This window comes from Streptomyces sp. Y7 (assembly GCF_043195415.1).
Lineage (GTDB): Bacteria > Actinomycetota > Actinomycetes > Streptomycetales > Streptomycetaceae > Streptomyces.
The window spans coordinates 305,871-323,351 of record NZ_JBIDDQ010000009.1; the positions used below are offsets into that span (position 1 = coordinate 305,871).

A 17,481-nucleotide genomic window follows, 5' to 3' on the forward strand; every position below is an offset into this window, starting at 1 on the left:
CGGTGAGGACCCGCACCACCGGGCGGCACGACGGACGCCCGGCGTACTCCCAGGGGCCGGTCGCAGACCCTGACTGCGAGCCGGCCCCGACGTGCGTCCGGGGGCGATCACGCACGGTAGTGCACCGTGCGTCCCGGGCGACCCTCGTACCGACGCCCGGGACCCGACGGCGGCGGCCTACCCCAGCGCCCGGCGCAGCGCGAAGTAGGCGGGCTTCGGCCGTAGTTCCTCGTCCCAGGGCAGGGCCGCGCCCTCGCCCGGGAAGAACGCCGGGATCCAGGAGTACTTGTCCGTGTAGTCCCAGACCGTGATCCCCACGCATCGGCGCACCGCCAGGCACGCCTCGGTCATGTCCCGGTACCAATCGGCCTGCCGGCCCAGCTTCTCCTCGGTGGCGGGCAGTTCCATGCGTACGTCGACCTCGGTGAGCGCCGTGTCCAGGCCCAGGCGGGCGAAGCGGCGCAGGTTGTCCTCCAGCGTGGTCGGATAGCCGTACTGGAGCGCCAGATGGGTCTGGAGGCCGAAGCCGTGCAGCGGGACGCCCTGGGCCTTCAGTTCCTTGGCCAGCCGGTGGTAGGCGTCGCTCTTGGGGCCGACCGCTTCGACGTTGTAGTCGTTGAGGTACAGCCGGGCCCCGGGGTCGGCCTGGTGGGCCCAGCGCAGGGCGTCGGCGATGTAACCGGGACCGAGCGTCTTGTAGAAGATCGTCTCGCGGTACGTGCCGTCCTCGTTGAACGCCTCGTTGACGACGTCCCAGGCGTAGATCTTGCCGCGGTAGTGCCGCACCTCGGTCTGGATGTGCTTCTTCAGGACGGCCCGCAGCTCGGGCGCCGTCCACTCTCGGCCGGTGAGCCAGTCGGGCAACTGGCTGTGCCAGACGAGGGTGTGGCCGCGCACCTTCTGGTGGTGGGCGCGGGCGAGGTCCACGATCTCGTCGCCCTGGGTGAAGTCGAAGACGCCCTGCCGGGGTTCGGTGGCGTACCACTTCATGCCGTTGCCGGGGGTGATCTGGTCGAACTCGCTGCCGAGGAGTGCCGTGTAGGGCTCGTCGGTGAGCTCCGGGTTGTCGGTCGCGCTGCCGAAGTAGCGGCCGTGGCGCTCGGCGAGGTCGGCGAGGGTGGGCGGGTGTCTGTCCTGGGCCTGTGCGGCGGGGACGGCTGCCGCGACCAGGACGGCCGCGAGGGCGCCGGCGAGTCCGAGGCGGTTCTTGCGCATGGTGCGACTCCTCACTTGATGGATGGTGGGTGAGCCGTACGTCCGATCGCGCGCGTGCTATCCCTTGGTCGCGCCGGCGGTGAGGCCGCCGACGAGCTGGCGTTCGGCGACCGAGTAGAAGGCGAGCGCGGGGACCATGGCCAGCACCAGGTAGGCGAAGACACGGGCGTAGTCGGCGGAGTACTGGCCCTGGAACTGCTGGACGCCGATCGGGATGGTCCACCACGTGGAGTCGGTGAACACCAGCAGCGGCAGGAAGAAGTTGTTCCAGCTGGTGACGACGGCGAGGACCGACACGGTGCCCAGCGCGGGCCGCGCCATGGGCAGCAGCACCCGCCAGAAGAACCCGAAGGAGCTGCATCCGTCGAGCGTGGCCGCCTCCTCCAACTCGCCCGGGATCTGCCGGAAGAACCCGCGCAGGATGATGATGGTCATCGGCAGCCCGAAGGCGGCCTGCGGAAGGATCACGCCGAGCGGGTTGTCCAGCAGCCCCAGGGAGCGCAGCAGCAGGAACAGGGGCAGGGCCGCCACCGCGAAGGGGAACATCAGCCCCATGGTGAACAGGGTGAACAGGCCCTCCCGCCCGCGGAAGGCGAAGCGGGCGAACGAGAACGCCGACAGCGCGGAGACGGCCACGACCAGGACGGTCGTACCGACCGCGATGAGGGTGCTGTTGCCGATCAGCCGCCAGAAGTCGCCGGAGCCGAGGATGTCCGTGTAGTTCCCGACCACCCAGGACTCCGGCAGTCCGACCGGGTTGCGGGACAGCTCGTCGGTGGACTTGAAGCCGGACAGCACGGCGTACAGCAGCGGCACGATCATCACGGCGCCGACCACGACGAGGATCACGTGCAGCGGCAGGTGCTTCCTGCCGGACCTGGCCGTCACTTGGCGCCTCCCCGCATCGTCGTGGTGGCTCCCTGGAGATCGCGGCGGAGCACGAACCGCTGGTAGGCGAGGGCGAAGACGAGGCTGATGCCGAACATGACCACGCTGATCGCGCTGGCGTAGCCGACCTGGTAGCGCTTGAAGCCGTACTGGAACATGGTCACGGCCATCGTCTCGGAGTGATGGTCGGGGCCGCCCGCGGTGGTCACCCAGACCAGGTCGAAGAGCTGGATCGCCCCGATCACGGACAGGAACACACTGATCCTGAGGGTGGGCCCGAGCAGCGGCAGGGTGACGCTGCGGAAGCGCTGCCAGGCGTTCGCACCGTCGATGAGCGCGGCCTCGGTCAACTCGGCCGGGATGGACTGGAGTCCGGCCAGGTACAGCATCATGTGGAAGCCGAAGTACTTCCAGGTCATGACCAGGAACAGGGTGGCCATGACGTTCGACGGATCGGCGAACCACTCGCCGCCGAGCCCGTCGAGGCCGATGCCGCCGAGGATCTGGTCGGCGAGGCCGTCGTCAGGGGCGAAGATCATGCCGAACAGGACGCCGGTGATCGCCTCGGACAGGACGTACGGCCCGAAGAAGACCATCCGGTAGAAGGCCCGGCCGCGCAGCTTCTGGTTGAGCAGGACGGCCATGGCGAGCGCGAACGGCAGCTGGATCGCGAGGGACAGCAGGACGAGGAGCAGACAGCGCCAGAGGTCCCCGAGGAAGACGGGGTCCTCGAGGAGACGGGTGAAGTTGTCGCCGCCGATGTAGTCGGACGGCATGCCGAAGCCGCCCCAGCGGAAGAACGCCGCGTACAGCGCGAACAGCATCGGAAGCAGCACCAGGACGAGGAACAGCACCAGGGCGGGCACCTGGAAGCCGACCGCGGTCAGCCAGTGCAGCATGCGCCGCCGGGCCCGCCCCCGGGCCGCGCCGGGGGACGGGGGCGGCGGCTCGACGCCGGGGCCGGTGCGCTTGTCCGGCAGGAACGTGGAGGTCATCGCCGGTTACTGCTCTTCCTTCGCGGTCTTCGTGATCGACTCGGCGACCTGCTGCGGTGACTTGGACCCGGCTATCAGGGCGCCGACGCTGTCGTTCACCTCCTGGCCGACAGCGGGCGCGTACGCCTGGTCGAGATAGAGCTGGAAGCCGGTGGCGGCCTTCAACTGTGCCTGTACGGCCTTGATGTTGGGGTCGGAGAGGGCGCTCTCGGCGGCCGGGACCACCGGGATGACGCCGGTCTTCTTGACCAGTTCCACGTCCGTGGCCTCGGAGGCGAAGAACTTCAGGAAGTCGACGGCCTCCTGCGGGGCCCCGCTGCGCAGCGCGTGTCCGCCGCCTCCGCCGAACACCTCGGTGATCGTGCCCTTGCCGCCGTCGACCGCGGGGAACGGGAAGAAGCCGAGGTCGTCACCGAGGCCCTTGCCCGCGTCGGCCTGGACGACCGGGGCCCACTGGCCCATGAGCTCCATCGCGGCCTTGCCGTTGCCGACGGTCGCGGCCTGGCCGGTGGGGCTGGAGTAGGCGGCTCCGAGGAAGCCCTTCTGGAACGGCTGGAGGTCGACGAGCTCCTGGAGGTGCTGTCCCGCCTGGACGAACGGGTCGCCGGTGAAGTCCTTGTCCTCGTAGGCCTTCTGGAGGGCGGAGGCACCCGCGGTGCGCATCGAGAGGTAGGCCCAGTAGTACATGCCGGGCCACTTCTCCTTGCCCGCGAGGGCGAGCGGGGTGATGTTCTTCGCCTTCAGCTTCCGTACGGCGTCGAGGAAGTCGCCCCAGGTGGTGGGGGGTTCGGCGACGCCCGCGTCCTTGAAGAGCGCCTTGTTGTACCAGAAGCCGATCATGCCGATGTCGAACGGGATGCCGTACGCCTTCCCGTCCAGCAGATACGGCTCCTTCGCGACCGGCAGCAGACCCTCGGCGAAGTCCTTGGTGCGGTCGGTGAGGTCCTCGACGAGACCGGCGTCGACCTGCTGCTGCAGGACGCCGCCGCCCCAGGTGTGGAAGATGTCGGGCAGCTTCCCGGAGGCGGTCAGCGCCGTCATCTTCGACTTGTAGGCGTCGTTCTCCAGCTGGACGATCTTCACCTTGACCTTGGGATTCTGGGCCTCGAACTTCTTGGCGAGTGCGGCCCAGACGCTCTTGGTCGGCTCGGTGGTGGAGATGTTCCACCACTCGATGGTGGTCGTGCCGTCCGACGACCCTCCGTCCGAGTCGCCGCCGCAACCGCTCAGTGCCGTCATGCCCACACCGGCCGCGGCGGAGGCCGCGATGAAGCCGCGGCGGGACAGTCCCGGGTCGCCCATGATGCGCTCCTTGGGTACGGGACGGTCCTCACTGACCGCCCTGGGGATCGAAAGTTTCGGAAGAGATCCAGAAAGGTTCGTTGCTGCCGCACCCTAGAGACAGCTCCCAAACGGTGGCAACCCCTTGTACGCGGTGAATCTGCCGCCAACCGTCGCGACGCGGGCGGCTCTTGCGGGGTCATGGAACCTGAGCCGTCGATGACGGAGTCGCCGTACAGCCGTCCGCGCATTCCGCCTCCGACTGGTCGAAACATTCGGCATCGCTGACGAACATTACGTAAGGGGGGGCGGCGGGGCTGGACTACGACGAGAGAACGCGGAGGCCGCCGGGCAACAACACGACACCTCCGGACGAGGGCCGTCGCTCGTCCGGAGGTGCGTCAGGGGGTGGGGCCTGATCGCCGGGTCTTCGGCACCGGCCCGGGTCTACAGGCCGACGTCGCGGCTGCGGATGTCCTCCAAGGACTCGCGTCGGACCAGGAGCCGGGCGTGGCCGTCCTCCACGGCGACCACCGGTGGGCGGCCGACCAGGTTGTAGCCGGAGGCCATGGACAGGTGGTACGCGCCCGCCGCCGGGACGGCGAGCAGGTCTCCGGGGCGGATGTCGTCGGGGAGTTCGACGTCGGCGGCGACGATGTCGCCCGCCTCGCAGTGCCGGCCCACCACGGTCACCGGGGCCGGGGTGGTGGTGCTGTGCCGTCCCACCAGGCGGGGCGCGTAGCGCACCCCGTACAGCGCGGGACGCGGGTTGTCGCTCATCCCGCCGTCCACGGCGACGTAGGTGTGCGCGCCCGTCCGCTTGACGGCGAGGACGTGGTACAGCGCGATGCCCGCCGGGCCCGCGATGGCCCGGCCCGGCTCGATGATGAGGCGGGGCACGGTGAGTCCTGCCGCCGTGCACGCCTCCGTCAGCTCCGCGCGTACCTTGCGGGCGAGCGCGGTGAGGTCGAGCGCGGGTTCGCCGGGACGGTAGGCGATGCCGTGCCCGCCGCCCAGGTCGAGTTCGCGCAGGACGAGGCCGTGCTGCTCGTTCAGCCGGGCCATGAGCCCGACCATGCGGCGTACGGCGGCCAGGTACGGCTTGACGCTGGTGATCTGCGAGCCCAGGTGGCAGTGCAGACCGGTGAGTTCGAGCTGCGGCTGGTCCAGGATCCGCGCGATGGCGTGCTGGGCGTAGCCGTCCGAGATCGACAGGCCGAACTTCTGGTCCTCGGTGCCGGTGCGGATCTTCTCGTGGCCGCCGGCGCTGATGCCCGGCACCACGCGGACCATCACCTTCTGGCGGCCGTCGGGTCCGACGGCCGCCGCGAGACGGGCGATCTCGGAGGGGCTGTCGATGACGATCCGGCCGACCCCGAGGCGCAGCGCGGTGTCCAGGTCGCGCGGGGACTTGGCGTTGCCGTGCAGCACGATCCGCTCCGGCGGGAAGCCGGTGGTGACCGCGAGCTCCAGCTCACCGGCCGAGCAGACGTCCAGGCCCAGGCCCTCCTCGGCCATCCAGTGGACCATGGCCCGGCACAGGAACGCCTTGGCCGCGTAGAGGACTTCGGCGTCGGGGAAGGCGTGCCGGTAGGTGCGGCAGCGCTCGCGGACCTCGTCCTCGTCGATGACGTAGACGGGGGTGCCGAAACGGTCGGCGACCTCGGCGAGCGGCACGCCGCCGACGGTGAGTTCGCCCTCGAGGGGCTCGACGGCCGAGGCCGGCCACACGGAGAGCGCGTCGGCCGCGGCGGTCACCGCGGGTTCGTGAACGGTGGTCATCGTGCGGGTCCCCCTCAGCCGATCCACATGGTCAACGCGGAGATGAGCGCGGCGGCACCGGTCACGCGCAGCGCTCCGACGGCCTGCGGATCCCAGGCGCCCTCACGGAACCGGGGGCCGGAGTGCGGGGCGTGTTCCCGAGTGGCCGACGCGGTCGGGGCCGGGGCGCAGAACTGCGGGTCGACCGTGACGGTGGTGACGCCGAGCGGCGCGGTCAGGGCGCGCAGGGCGGGTTCGGCGAGCCGGATCCACGGCTGGTCGGGGCCGAGGGTGGCGGCGAGCTGCCGCTGCGAGGTGAACCCCACGGCTGTGCGGGCCCCGAGGGGCGTACGGAAGAGGCGGGCCGCGCAGGCGGCGTGTCCCGGCCGGACCGGAACGAACAGGGGGCCGGCCGGGAACCGTTCAGAGGGCTCCGGGTCTTCGTCGGACAGGTGGTCTGCCATGGGGTACCTCCGGGGGATCCGAGGTGGATCAAGGTGGATCGAGGTGGATACAGGTGGATCGAGGTGGATCGACGCAGATCGTCGTGGATCGACGTGGTTCTGCGAGTGTTTGACGCCCCGGACGCGGGGAGGCGGGCCGGGGCTTGCTCTGACGCTATGCCCGGTGACCCGGGGGCCGGGACGCCTCATGACGCGATGCTGACGGGTTTCCGCCCGACGCTGACGCGATGCTGACACCTGGCCCGGCGGGCCGTGGGGACCCCCGTCAGAGGTGCGCCAAGAAGTGCCGCCCGAGCCGGCTGGAGGGCAGCGGCAGCGGTCTCATGGAAGTGCCCCTCGTCGGAGCTGACGGCCACGCACCGCCGCAACGCCTGGCGCCTGCGGCTGGACGCACGGGACCTGACACGTGAGGCGGTGCCGCCGGAAGGGGCGTGACGTGCACGGCTATAGCGGCCCATGTGCCACCGGAAGGTCGTGACGGACACGGCTACAGCGGCCCGGGTGCCGCCGGAAAGGGCGTGACGTGCACGGCTACGGCACGATCCGGGGACCGCCGGAAGGGGCGTGACGTGCACGGTTACGGTGACCCAGGTGCCGCCTGCTGCATGAGGCAACCGTCGTCGTCCACTCCCCCGGCCGCCATTCGCAGACTCAGCACCATCGTGAGACCGCCTCCGGGCGTGTCCTCCGCGCTGATGGTGCCGCCCATGGCCTCGGCGAAGCCGCGGGCGACGGCGAGGCCGAGCCCGACGCCGGCGCCGCGCGGGGCGTCGCCGTAGCGCTGGAAGGGGGCGAAGATGCGTTCCTTGGCCTCGTCCGGGACGCCCGGCCCGCGGTCGACCACCCGGACCTCGACCCGGTCCGCGATGGCACTCGCGGACACGAGCACGGGCTCGTCCCGCGGGCTGTACTTGACGGCGTTCTCCACGACGTTGGCGACGACGCGCTCCAGCAGGCCCTTGTCCACGGCGACCATCGGCAGGGTCTCCGGGATGTCCAGCTCCGCGCTGCCCTCGGGTACTCCGCCCAGTGCCATCGGCACCACCTCGTCGAGGTCGATCTCCCGGATCAGCGGCGTGACCGTGCCGGTCTGGAGGCGGGACATGTCGAGCAGGTTCCCGACCAGGTGGTCGAGCCGGTCGGCGCCCTCCTCGATCGCTTCCAGCAGTTCCGCCTGGTCCTCCTCGGACCACGCCACGTCGTCGGAGCGCAGCGAGGAGACCGACGCCTTGATGCCCGCGAGGGGCGTGCGCAGATCGTGGCTGACGGCGGCGAGCAGGGCCGTGCGGATGCGGTTGCCCTCGGCCAGTTCCTTGGCCTGGTCGGCCTCGTGCCTGAGGCGCTGACGGTCCAGGACGACCGCGGCCTGCGCGGCGAAGGCGGCGAGGACCCGGCGGTCCTCGGCGGGCAGCACCCGGCCGGTCAGCGCGAGGGCCATGTGGTCGCCCACGGGCACGTCGACGTCCGCGTCGTCGGGGTTCCGGCAGGGCCGTGGACCGACGCTGCCGGCGCAGGTCCACGGGTCGACGTCGCTCTCCCGTTCCAGGAGCGCGACGGACTCCATGCCGAAGGTCTCACGGACGCGTTCGAGCAGCGCCTCCAGGCTGGTCTCGCCGCGCAGCACGTTCCCGGCGAGGAAGGACAGGATCTCCGACTCGGCGCGCAGCCGGGCCGCCTGGTGGGTCCGGCGGGCCGCGAGGTCGACGACGGAGGCCACCGACACCGCGACCCCGATGAAGATCGCGATGGCGACGATGTTCTTCGGGTCGGCGATGGTCAGCGTGTGGACGGGCGGGGTGAAGAACCAGTTCAGCAGCAGGGAGCCCACCACGGCGGACGCCAGCGCGGGCAGCAGGCCGCCGAGGAGGGCCGCTGCCACGGTCAGCGACAGATACAGCAACATGTCGTTGGCGAGGCCGACTTCAGGTGCGACGTGAGTCAGCAGCACGGTGAGGACGACGGGGCCGAGCACACCGACCAGCCGGCCCCAGATGATCCGTGCCCGGCCCAGCCGCGCGCTGCGGGCGACGGGCAGCCCGCCGCGGCCCTTGCCCGCCTCGTCATGCGTGATCAGGTGGACGTCGAGGTCGGGGCCGGATTCCCGGGCGACCGTGGCGCCGACGCCGGGTCCGAGGACGTACTGCCAGCTCTGGCGGCGGGAGACGCCTAGCACGATCTGGGTGGCGTTCACGCCGCGTGCGAAGGCCAGCAGCGCCGCCGGGATGTCGTCGCCGACGACATGGTGGAAGGTGCCGCCGAGGTCCTCGACCAGCCCGCGCTGCACGGCCAGTTCCTTGGGCGAGGACGAGGTCAGCCCGTCGGTGCGGGCGATGTAGACGGCGAGCACCTCGCCGCCGGCGCCCTTCTCCGCCAGCCGCGCGGCCCGGCGGATCAGCGTCCTGCCCTCCGGTCCGCCGGTCAGTCCGACGACGATCCGCTCCCGCGACCCCCAGATCGTCGAGACCTCGTGCTCGCTCCGGTACGCGTTGAGGTACTCGTCGACCCGGTCGGCCACCCACAGCAGTGCCAGCTCCCGCAGGGCGGTGAGGTTGCCGGGGCGGAAGTAGTTCGACAGGGCCGCGTCGACCTTGTCCGGCTGGTAGATGTTGCCGTGCGCCATGCGGCGCCGCAGCGCCTGGGGCGACATGTCGACCAGCTCGATCTGGTCGGCCCGGCGCACCACCTCGTCCGGCACGGTCTCCTGCTGCCGTACACCGGTGATCGACTCCACGACGTCCCCGAGGGACTCCAGGTGCTGGATGTTGACGGTCGATATGACGTCGACGCCGGCCGCGAGGAGCTCCTCCACGTCCTGCCACCGCTTGGCGTTGCGGGAGCCGGGGATGTTGGTGTGGGCCAGCTCGTCGACCAGCGCCACCCTGGGTGCGCGGGCCAGGACGGCGTCGATGTCCATCTCCGTGAAGGAGGTGTCCCGGTACTCCAGATCCTTGCGCCGGATCTGCTCCAGGCCGTGCAGCATCACCTCGGTGCGCGGTCGGTCGTGGTGCTCCACGAACGCGACCACGCAGTCGGTGCCGCGTTCGACCCGCCGGTGCGCCTCGGAGAGCATCGCGTACGTCTTGCCGACGCCCGGTGCCGCACCGAGGTAGATCCGAAGCCTGCCGCGTGCCATGTTCACCCTTCGAAGCGGTAACCCATGCCGGGTTCGGTGACGAGATAGCGGGGATGTGCGGGGTCCGCTTCCAGCTTTCGACGCAACTGCGCCATGTAGACCCGCAGGTAGTTGGTCTTGCCGCTGCGGGAGACCCCCCAGACCTCCTGGAGCAGGTACTTCTGGGTGACGAGCCGGCCCGGGTGGGTGACCAGGATCTCCAGCAGGTGCCATTCCGTCGGGGTGAGCCGTACCTCGCGCTCGCCGCGGGCGACCTTCTTCGCCCGCAGGTCGATGACGAACTCGTCCGTCTCCACGAGCGTCGTCTCGGGGGCGAGCGGCGTGTCCTCGGTACGGCGGACGGCAGCCCGCAGCCGGGCCATCAGCTCGTTCATGCTGAACGGCTTGGTGACGTAGTCGTCGGCTCCGGCGTCGAGCGCGACAACCTTCTCGTCCGACGCCTGCCGAGCCGACAGCACCAGGATCGGAACCCGCGTCCAGCCGCGCAGGGCCCTGATGACGTCGACGCCGTCCATGTCGGGCAGGCCCAGGTCGAGCATGACGATGTCGGGCCGGCGTGCGGCCGCGAGTCTGAGCGCCGTGGCACCGTCGGGTGCCGCGTCCACGCCGTACCTGCGCGCCTGCATGTTGATCACGAGGGCCCGCACCAGCTGCGGGTCGTCCTCCACCACCAGCACCCTGGTCATGGGTGTACGCCTTCCTGTCCTGCACGTCGGCAACGGGCCTCACGGCGGCGGGAGTCGGCGGACCCGGACGTTCCCGGCCGCCGACTCCCGCGCGGGTCGCGTAACGCCATCAGCTCTTGGCCACGAGGTCCTTGAGCGCGATGTTCAGCTCCAGGACGTTGACCCGCGGCTCGCCCATGAAGCCGAGGGTGCGGCCGTCGGTGTGCTCATCGACCAGCTTCCGCACCCGGTCGACGGGCAGGCCGTTCTTCTCGGCGACCCGGTGGACCTGGAGGTCCGCGTACTGCGGGGAGATGGCCGGGTCCAGGCCGGAGCCGGAGGACGTCACCGCGTCGGCGGGCACCTGGGACGGCTCGACCTTGTAGTCCGGCGTCGAGTTGTCCTTGACGACGGCGGCCTTGGCGTCCTTCACCCACTGGATGAGCTCTTCGTTGTCGCCGGACCGGTTGGTCGCGCCGGACAGGATGAGCTGGTACCGGGTGTTGACGCTGTTGGTGCCGAGGCCGTTCTGCGGGCGGCCCTGGAACCACTTCAGGTCGGGGGCCGGCGTCTCCTCGCCCTTCTTCAGCGGCAGGTTGTAGGTCTGCCCGATCAGGGACGACCCGACGACCCTGCCGTCCGACTCGATCTCGGAGCCGTTCGCCTTGTGGTGGAACAGACCCTGCGCGATGCCGGTGACCACCAGCGGATAGATGACACCGGTCACCAGGGTCAGCACGAGGAGGGCGCGCAGGCCCGCCCCGAGCAACCGGGCCGTGTTCGATACGGAGTTGTTCATGATGGATCAACCGATCCCGGGGATGAGGGAGATGAGAAGGTCGATGAGCTTGATGCCGATGAAGGGCGCGATGAGGCCGCCCAGACCGTAGACGGTCAGGTTGCGGCGCAGCAGCCGGTCGGCGCTGACCGGCCGGTACTGCACGCCCTTCAGGGACAGCGGCACCAGCGCGATGATGATCAGCGCGTTGAAGATCACCGCGGACAGGATCGCCGAGTCCGGCGACGACAGGCCCATGACGTTGAGCTTGTCCAGGCCCGGGTAGACCACCGCGAACAGCGCCGGGATGATCGCGAAGTACTTCGCGACGTCGTTGGCGATGGAGAACGTGGTCAGCGCACCGCGGGTGATCAGCAACTGCTTGCCGATCTCGACGATCTCGATCAGTTTGGTCGGGTTGGAGTCGAGGTCGACCATGTTGCCGGCCTCCTTGGCGGCCGACGTACCGGTGTTCATCGCCACGCCGACGTCCGCCTGCGCGAGCGCCGGGGCGTCGTTGGTGCCGTCACCGGTCATCGCGACCAGCTTGCCGCCGGCCTGCTCCCGCTTGATGAGCGCCATCTTGTCCTCGGGAGTCGCCTCCGCGAGGAAGTCGTCGACGCCCGCCTCGTCGGCGATCGCCTTGGCCGTCAGCGGGTTGTCGCCCGTGATCATGACGGTCTTGATGCCCATGCGGCGCAGTTCCTCGAACCGTTCGCGCATGCCGTCCTTGACGACGTCCTTGAGGTGGATGACGCCCAGGATCCGGGCGCCCTCGGCATCCTCCACCGCGACCAGCAGCGGGGTGCCGCCGGCCTCGGAGATGCGGTTGGCGCTGCGGTCCGCGTCGTCGGCGACCGTGCCGCCCTGGTCCCGCACCCAGGCGATGACCGAACCGGCCGCGCCCTTGCGGATCTTGCGCCCGTCGACGTCGACACCGGACATCCGGGTCTGCGCGGTGAAGGCGATCCACTGGGCGCCGACCAGTTCGCCCTGGTGGCGCTCGCGCAGGCCGTACTTCTCCTTCGCCAGTACGACGATGGATCGGCCCTCCGGCGTCTCGTCGGCGAGCGACGAGAGCTGGGCGGCGTCCGCGACCTCGGCCTCGGTGACGCCCGTGACCGGGACGAACTCGGCGGCCTGGCGGTTGCCGAGGGTGATGGTGCCGGTCTTGTCGAGCAGCAGCGTGGAGACGTCACCGGCCGCCTCGACGGCGCGGCCGGACATGGCGAGCACGTTGCGCTGCACCAGCCGGTCCATGCCGGCGATGCCGATCGCGGAGAGCAGGGCGCCGATGGTCGTCGGGATCAGACAGACCAGCAGGGCGACCAGCACGACCATCGTCAGGTGCGTGCCCGCGTAGTCCGCGAGGGGCGGCAGCATGGCGCAGGCCAGCAGGAAGACGATCGTCAGCGACGCGAGCAGGATGTTCAGCGCGATCTCGTTCGGCGTCTTCTGCCGGGCCGCGCCCTCGACCAGGTTGATCATCCGGTCGATGAAGGTCTCGCCGGGCTTCGTCGTGATCTTGATGACGATGCGGTCGGAGAGGACCTTGGTGCCGCCGGTGACGGCCGAGCGGTCGCCGCCGGACTCCCGGATCACGGGGGCCGACTCGCCGGTGATCGCCGACTCGTCGACGGAAGCGACGCCCTCGATGACGTCGCCGTCACCGGGGATGATGTCGCCGGCCTCGCAGACGACCAGGTCGCCGATCCGCAACTCGGTCCCCGGCACCCGCTCTTCGACGGAGCCGGTGAGCCGGCGGGCCACGGTGTCGGTCTTGGCCTTGCGCAGGGTGTCGGCCTGCGCCTTGCCCCGGCCCTCGGCGACGGCCTCCGCCAGGTTGGCGAAGATCACCGTCAGCCACAGCCAGGCGCTGATGGTCCAGCCGAACCAGTCGCCGGGGTCCTTGAAGGAGAAGGCGGTGGTCAGGACGGAGCCGATCAACACCACGAACATCACGGGTGACTTGACCATCACCCGCGGGTCGAGCTTGCGAAGGGCGTCCGGCAGCGACTTGAGGAGTTGCTTCGGGTCGAAGAGGCCCGCGCCCACACGGCCCTCGGGGGACTTGTGACCGGTGGGTACGTCGCTGTGCGGCGCCCGGGTCGGGGTGGCTGTGGACATCGAGTCCTCTTGCTTGTCTGTACGGGTGGTCATCACGCCAACCCCTCGGCCAGGGGCCCGAGTGCGAGTGCCGGGAAGTACGTCAGACCGGTGATGATGATGATCGTGCCGACCAGCAGGCCCGTGTACAGGGGCTTGTCGGTCCGCAGGGTGCCCGCGGTCTCCGGGACCGGCTTCTGCTCGGCGAGCGAGCCGGCCAGGGCCAGCACGAAGATCATCGGCAGGAAACGTCCGAAGAGCATGCACAGGCCGAGCGTGCTGTTGAACCACTGCGTGTCCGCGTTCAGACCGGCGAAGGCCGAGCCGTTGTTGTTGGAGGCGGACGTGTAGGCGTAGAGGATCTCGGAGAATCCGTGCGCCCCGCTGTTGGTCATGGAGTTGCCCGGGGTGGGCAGGGCCATCGCGAACGCGGTGAAGACGAGCACCAGGGCCGGGGTGATCAGGATGTAGCAGGCCGCGAGCTTGATCTCGCGGGAGCCGATCTTCTTGCCGAGGTACTCGGGGGTGCGGCCGACCATCAGGCCGGCGATGAACACCGCGATGATCGCCATGATCAGCATGCCGTAGAGACCGGAGCCGGTACCGCCGGGCGCGATCTCGCCCAGCATCATGCCGAGCATGGTGATGCCGCCGCCGAGGCCGGTGAAGGAGGAGTGGAAGGAGTCCACCGCGCCGGTCGAGGTGAGGGTGGTAGCCGTGGCGAAGATCGACGAGGCGCCGACTCCGAAGCGGACCTCCTTGCCCTCGTACGCCCCGCCCGCGATCTGGAACGCCGGGCCGTGGTGGGCGAACTCGGTCCACATCATCAGGGCGGTGAAGCCGAGCCAGATGGTGGCCATCGTGGCGAGGATCGCGTAGCCCTGCTTCACCGAGCCGACCATGAGGCCGAAGGTGCGGGTCAGGGCGAAGGGGATGACGAGGATCAGGAAGATCTCGAACAGGTTCGAGAACGGGGTCGGGTTCTCGAAGGGGTGGGCGCTGTTGGCGTTGAAGTAGCCGCCACCGTTGGTGCCGAGCTCCTTGATGGCCTCCTGCGAGGCGACCGCGCCGCCGTTCCACTGCTGCTGTCCGCCCATGAACTGGCCGACCTCGTGGATGCCGGAGAAGTTCTGGATGGCGCCGCACGCGACGAGGACGACCGCGGCGACGGCGGCGACCGGCACCAGGATGCGGACGGTGCCGCGCACCAGGTCGGACCAGAAGTTGCCCAGCTCACCGGTGCGGGAGCGGGCGAAGCCGCGCACGAGCGCGACGGCGACCGCGATGCCGACGGCGGCGGAGACGAAGTTCTGGACGGCCAGACCGGCGGTCTGCACGACGTGGCCCATGGCCTGCTCGCCGTAGTACGACTGCCAGTTGGTGTTGGTCACGAACGACACGGCGGTGTTGAACGCCTGGTCCGGGTCGATCGAGGAGAAACCGAGCGAACCGGGCAGCACGCCCTGGATCCGCTGGAGCAGGTAGAGGAACAGGACGCCGACGGCGGAGAAGGCGAGGACGCCGCGCAGGTACGCGGGCCAGCGCATCTGGGTGTCGGCGTTGGCACCGATGCCCTTGTAGATCCACTTCTCGACCCGCCAGTGCTTGTCGGAGGAGTAGACCTTGGCCATGTAGGTGCCGAGGGGGACGTAGGCGAGTGCCAGTGCCGCGATCAGGGCGAGCAGCTGGAGCACGCCGGCGAGGACAGGACCCATATCTAGGCTCAGAACCTCTCCGGGAAGATCAGGGCGAGGACGAGATAGCCCAGCAGGGCGACGGCCACGACGAGGCCGACGATGTTCTCGGCGGTCACAGCTTCGTCACCCCCTTGGCGACGAGAGCCACCAGCGCGAAGGACGCGATCGTGATGACGACGAAGGCCAGATCGGCCATCGTGAACTCCTGGAGTGAGGTTCGGTCGGACAGGGACGATTCGAGGAAACAGCCTGCGTGGCCGGATTCGAGCGCCGTTGACGGCTCCCTTACGGCCCGCTGCGCGCCTTTGACGGTTCTCTTACGGCCCGCTGCGCGCCTTTGGCGGTTCTCTTACGGTGACCCGATCACCGCAGGTCGCGGGTGTGCCGCGGCCGACGCGGAGCGAGCCGCCCGGCGCTGTGACGGGCGGCTCGGTCCGGGTCAGGAGATGCGGAACCGCAGCCTGCAGATCACCGCGTCCGTCTCCCTGCGCACGGCGTGCGCGACGACGGCGCCCCGCTGGTTCTGCAGCAGTCGCTGCCACAGCCGCTCCGGCTCGGTCTCCGGGATCAGCACGGTCACCCGGGTGGCCGGCTCCGCGGCCATGACGTCACGGACGTACGCGGCGATGGGACGGCCCAGGGCACGCCGGTCACCGGCCAGCCGGACCAGGGGCACGCCGGGGTCCCACTCGGCCCAGGAGCGCTCCAGGGCGTGCAGCGCGGACCGGTCCTCGGGGTCCGGGTGGCAGACGGTGACCGCGCGCACCTCGTCGCCCAGCGAGGCAGCCGCGGTGAGGGCCTCCGAGGTGAGCCGGGAGAGCGAGGAGACCGGCACGATCACGACCGAGCGGTCCCGGTGCGGATGCTCGGGGATCCGGCCGAGGCCGAGCCGCTCGCCGATCCGCGCGTAGGCCCGGTGCACGGCCTCGAAGGCCACGACCAGCAGGGGCAGCGCGATCACGATGAGCCAGGTGCCCTCCGCGAACTTGGTCGCGGTGACGACGACGGCCGCGATGCCGGTCAGCAGCCCGCCGAAGCCGTTGAGCAGTGCCTTGCCGCGCCACCCGGGCCCGCGCTCGGTCCTCCAGTGCCGGACCATGCCGACCTGGGCGATGGTGAAGCCGACGAAGACGCCGATGGCGAAGAGCGGCACGAGCGTGTTGGTGTCGCCGCCGGAGAAGACGATCAGCGCGGTGGAGACGGCGGCCAGCGCCAGCACGCCGTGCCGGTGCACCTGCCGGTCCGCCTTCAGCGCGAACACGTGCGGCAGGTAGTTGTCCCGGGCGAGCAGCTTCAGCAGCACCGGGAGTCCACCGAAGGAGGTGTTCGCGGACAGGGCCAGCAGCACCATCGTGGCGAACTGGATGACGTAGAACGCCCAGTTGTGGCCGAGCGAGGCGTCCGCGAGCTGGGCGAGGACGGTGACGCCCTCGACCGGCTGGAGGTGGAAGCGGGATATCAGCACCGACAGCCCGGTCAGCATCACCCCGAGGACGGCGCCGAGGGCCATCTCCGCGTGCTGGGCGCGGCGGGCGCGCGGGACGCGGAAGGAGGGGACGGCGTTGGCGATGGCCTCGACGCCGGTGAGCGCCGCGCAACCGGAGGCGAAGGCCTTCAGCAGGAGCAGGGCGCCCACGGTGGTGGCGTTGTCCGCGAGCACGGAGGCGTGTCCGGCGGCCGTCGCGGTGCTGACGGGTTCGGACCGGAACAGCCCGACGGCGATGAGCACGAGGATCGAGCCGACGAACACGGCGGTGGGCACGATGAACGCCTTCGCCGACTCCACGATGCCGCGCAGGTTGACCGCCGTGATCACCACGAGCACGGCCAGGCACAGCCACAGCCGGTCGTCGTAGAGACCCGGGAAGGCGGAGGTCAGGGCGGCGACGCCCGCGGTGACGGCGACGGCGACGTTGAGGACGTAGTCCAGGACCAGCGAGGCGGCCGCGACCAGGCTCGTGCGCCTGCCCAGGTGCGTCCTGGCGACCGCGTAGGAGCCGCCGCCGTCCGGGAAGGCGGCGATGACCTGCCGGTACGAGGCGACCAGCACCGCGAGCAGCGCGGCGATGGCGAGCGTGACGGGGAGGGTGAAGCCGACGCCGTGGGCACCGGCCGCGGCCAGCACCAGGACGATCGCCTCGGGGCCGTAGGCCACCGACGCCATCGCGTCGAGGGACAGGGCGGCGAGGCCGGTGACGGCGGTGAGCCGGTGCCGTTCGCCGGTGTCCGGCGGTTCCTCGTCGGCGGGGGTCGCCCCCGGCGCGGTGGTCAGGACGGACATGGGTGCGGGCTCCTTCGTAGGGACGATCGGTCGCGGGCGAGGAGCGTGCGACCGACCCAGGTTCTGTCCGGATCCCGCCGTTCCCGACGGCTCCTTGCGGGTTCTTCGCGCGCGGGCGGCCGTCCCTGACGACACCTTGACGCGCATGGCCGGCGTCGCGTCGCCGCGGCCGCGTCAAGAACGGCCGGGGGCCCCTCAGAGTCCCGTCAAGGCCCGC

General features: G+C 70.3%; 13 protein-coding genes. All 13 read right to left on the minus strand.

Annotated elements, in window-relative coordinates; translation table 11 throughout:
* Nucleotides 1–177: 177 nt before the first annotated feature.
* Nucleotides 178–1,215 carry an endo-1,4-beta-xylanase gene (locus tag ACGFW6_RS24380; protein ID WP_393513525.1) on the minus strand — a complete coding sequence of 346 codons (1,038 nt, stop codon included), beginning with the start codon at nt 1,213–1,215 and terminating at the stop codon, nt 178–180.
* Between the two features lie 57 nt (nt 1,216–1,272).
* Complete coding sequence (locus tag ACGFW6_RS24385; protein ID WP_393513528.1) at nt 1,273–2,103, minus strand: carbohydrate ABC transporter permease; 831 nt, start codon at nt 2,101–2,103, stop codon at nt 1,273–1,275.
* Entirely contained in the window at nt 2,100–3,098 is a 999-nt protein-coding gene (locus tag ACGFW6_RS24390; RefSeq protein ID WP_393513531.1) for a carbohydrate ABC transporter permease, read from the minus strand. The genes ACGFW6_RS24385 and ACGFW6_RS24390 overlap by 4 nt, the downstream gene beginning before the upstream one ends.
* Before the next feature lie 6 nt (nt 3,099–3,104).
* Complete coding sequence (locus tag ACGFW6_RS24395; RefSeq protein ID WP_393513534.1) at nt 3,105–4,400, minus strand: extracellular solute-binding protein; 1,296 nt, start codon at nt 4,398–4,400, stop codon at nt 3,105–3,107.
* Between the two features lie 426 nt (nt 4,401–4,826).
* Nucleotides 4,827–6,161: a diaminopimelate decarboxylase gene (gene lysA / locus ACGFW6_RS24400; protein ID WP_393513537.1), complete on the minus strand. Its 1,335-nt coding sequence runs from the start codon at nt 6,159–6,161 to the stop codon at nt 4,827–4,829.
* Nucleotides 6,162–6,175: 14 nt separating this feature from the next.
* Nucleotides 6,176–6,604: an SAV_915 family protein gene (locus ACGFW6_RS24405; protein WP_393513540.1), complete on the minus strand. Its 429-nt coding sequence runs from the start codon at nt 6,602–6,604 to the stop codon at nt 6,176–6,178.
* A 577-nt stretch (nt 6,605–7,181) separates the two neighbouring features.
* Nucleotides 7,182–9,737, minus strand: coding sequence for an ATP-binding protein (locus ACGFW6_RS24410; protein ID WP_393513543.1), 2,556 nt, complete (start codon nt 9,735–9,737; stop codon nt 7,182–7,184).
* A gap of 2 nt (nt 9,738–9,739) precedes the next feature.
* The gene (locus ACGFW6_RS24415) at nt 9,740–10,423 is read right to left on the minus strand and encodes a response regulator (RefSeq protein WP_393513546.1); all 684 of its coding nucleotides are present in this window, start codon (nt 10,421–10,423) and stop codon (nt 9,740–9,742) included.
* A 109-nt stretch (nt 10,424–10,532) separates the two neighbouring features.
* On the minus strand, nt 10,533–11,201 hold the full coding sequence (locus ACGFW6_RS24420; RefSeq protein ID WP_393513549.1) for a potassium-transporting ATPase subunit C: 669 nt from the start codon (nt 11,199–11,201) through the stop codon (nt 10,533–10,535).
* A 6-nt stretch (nt 11,202–11,207) separates the two neighbouring features.
* Nucleotides 11,208–13,340 carry a potassium-transporting ATPase subunit KdpB gene (gene kdpB, locus ACGFW6_RS24425; protein ID WP_393513552.1) on the minus strand — a complete coding sequence of 711 codons (2,133 nt, stop codon included), beginning with the start codon at nt 13,338–13,340 and terminating at the stop codon, nt 11,208–11,210.
* A complete protein-coding gene (kdpA, locus tag ACGFW6_RS24430) occupies nt 13,340–15,001 on the minus strand; it encodes a potassium-transporting ATPase subunit KdpA (protein WP_393513555.1) in 1,662 nt (553 codons plus the stop codon). The genes kdpB and kdpA overlap by 1 nt, the downstream gene beginning before the upstream one ends.
* Nucleotides 15,002–15,009: 8 nt before the next feature.
* Nucleotides 15,010–15,099, minus strand: coding sequence for a K(+)-transporting ATPase subunit F (gene kdpF / locus ACGFW6_RS24435; protein ID WP_016434100.1), 90 nt, complete (start codon nt 15,097–15,099; stop codon nt 15,010–15,012).
* A 323-nt stretch (nt 15,100–15,422) separates the two neighbouring features.
* Complete coding sequence (locus tag ACGFW6_RS24440) at nt 15,423–17,264, minus strand: APC family permease (protein ID WP_393513558.1); 1,842 nt, start codon at nt 17,262–17,264, stop codon at nt 15,423–15,425.
* Nucleotides 17,265–17,481 lie beyond the last annotated feature (217 nt).

Bases quoted from the DNA above. Each gene is read 5' to 3' on its own strand.
- ACGFW6_RS24405 (WP_393513540.1), bottom strand. From the start codon at position 6,604: ATGGCAGACCACCTGTCCGACGAAGACCCGGAGCCCTCTGAACGGTTC.
- ACGFW6_RS24390 (WP_393513531.1), bottom strand. From the start codon at position 3,098: ATGACCTCCACGTTCCTGCCGGACAAGCGCACCGGCCCCGGCGTCGAG.
- kdpA (WP_393513555.1), bottom strand. From the start codon at position 15,001: ATGGGTCCTGTCCTCGCCGGCGTGCTCCAGCTGCTCGCCCTGATCGCG.
- ACGFW6_RS24410 (WP_393513543.1), bottom strand. From the start codon at position 9,737: ATGGCACGCGGCAGGCTTCGGATCTACCTCGGTGCGGCACCGGGCGTC.
- lysA (WP_393513537.1), bottom strand. From the start codon at position 6,161: ATGACCACCGTTCACGAACCCGCGGTGACCGCCGCGGCCGACGCGCTC.
- kdpB (WP_393513552.1), bottom strand. From the start codon at position 13,340: ATGACCACCCGTACAGACAAGCAAGAGGACTCGATGTCCACAGCCACC.
- ACGFW6_RS24395 (WP_393513534.1), bottom strand. From the start codon at position 4,400: ATGGGCGACCCGGGACTGTCCCGCCGCGGCTTCATCGCGGCCTCCGCC.
- ACGFW6_RS24420 (WP_393513549.1), bottom strand. From the start codon at position 11,201: ATGAACAACTCCGTATCGAACACGGCCCGGTTGCTCGGGGCGGGCCTG.
- ACGFW6_RS24440 (WP_393513558.1), bottom strand. From the start codon at position 17,264: ATGTCCGTCCTGACCACCGCGCCGGGGGCGACCCCCGCCGACGAGGAA.
- ACGFW6_RS24415 (WP_393513546.1), bottom strand. From the start codon at position 10,423: ATGACCAGGGTGCTGGTGGTGGAGGACGACCCGCAGCTGGTGCGGGCC.
- ACGFW6_RS24380 (WP_393513525.1), bottom strand. From the start codon at position 1,215: ATGCGCAAGAACCGCCTCGGACTCGCCGGCGCCCTCGCGGCCGTCCTG.